This window comes from Dysgonomonas sp. Marseille-Q5470 (assembly GCF_951230145.1).
Classification (GTDB): domain Bacteria; phylum Bacteroidota; class Bacteroidia; order Bacteroidales; family Dysgonomonadaceae; genus Dysgonomonas.
Window position 1 is genome coordinate 1 of record NZ_CATNVE010000029.1, and the last position, 1,064, is coordinate 1,064.

Below are 1,064 nucleotides of genomic sequence, written 5' to 3' on the forward strand. Positions count from 1 at the left end.
TTGCTAAAAAAGAATTGACGGATGGACAGTTAACCGATCTTCTGATGAATGGGAAGACTGCTCTAATCAAAGGTTTCGTTAGTTCTAAGACCGGAAGCACCTTTGATGCCATCGTAAAATTTGATGCGGACTATAAAACAGTCTTTGAGTTTCCACCACGCAAAGGTGACAGCAAAAAGAAACGTTCTAAGTAAAATCACTATCTTTGCCACTGAAAAGTCTTTGTTCTACGATTCGGAATAGTCGTTTAACATTGATTTTTTAGTGGTGGCATCCGGGGCAAGGCTCTGGATGCCTTTTTTTCATCCTATTTCTCACCACTAAAAAATCAATGATATGGCGACAAAAACTAAAACGACAGTTACAGAACTGTCTTATTTCCGACTATCCCTATTATCCTACCTGCGTGATACACACCCCGACAAAGCCACTGACCACAACTTCATTGCTGAACGTGGTGATGCCGCAGCAAAGACGTATAGCCAAGCTATAAAAGCAGGTCATACCCATGACTATGCAGAAGAAGCCTCTTCAAAGGTCTTGTATGAAGGTTTGTATTTCTCTACCTACCGAACCCTTGTAACTATTCTCTGGGAAGAATTTTCTGAAGAAGTAAACCCTTCACAAGCCGAAGGCATAGCAATGGAGCTATTACCTCATCTTACGGGTACGATTCAAAAATACAGCTTGTCTGATGATTTTGCCGATACACCACAGTACAATCAGTTTTACACGGAGCTGACGGGCGAAATACAAATCCTGCTCGAAAATGGCTTATAATAAGAAAGCCCATCTTCGGGACAACATCGAGGCAATACGCATTGCTTTTGCTCTCGATAAAGAGAAAAGGCAGGCTACCGATGAGGAAAAAATAAAATTGACAGCCTATTCCGGTTTCGGAGGGATAAAAGCCGTGTTGAATCCCGCCGCCAAACAGGAAGATATACAATATTGGAAAGCCTCGGAGCATGATTTGTTCCCTCTGGTAACCGAATTGCACCAAGTGTTACGGAATGGAGCGAAAGATGATGCTGAATACAAACGCTATGTAAGCTCCCTTAAAA

3 protein-coding genes are annotated in these 1,064 nt (G+C 42.1%); all 3 read left to right on the forward strand.

Annotation, left to right across the window (positions count from 1 at the left end):
• Window positions 1–194, forward strand: a 194-nt coding sequence (locus QOX35_RS16425) for a topoisomerase C-terminal repeat-containing protein (protein ID WP_283687837.1), incomplete at its 5' end; no start/stop codon positions are given.
• Window positions 195–336: 142 nt separating this feature from the next.
• Window positions 337–780, forward strand: coding sequence for a DUF1896 family protein (locus QOX35_RS16430; RefSeq protein WP_283687838.1), 444 nt, complete (start codon window positions 337–339; stop codon window positions 778–780).
• On the forward strand, window positions 770–1,064 hold a 295-nt coding region (locus QOX35_RS16435), incomplete at its 3' end, for a hypothetical protein (protein WP_283687839.1). The genes QOX35_RS16430 and QOX35_RS16435, both read left to right, overlap by 11 nt.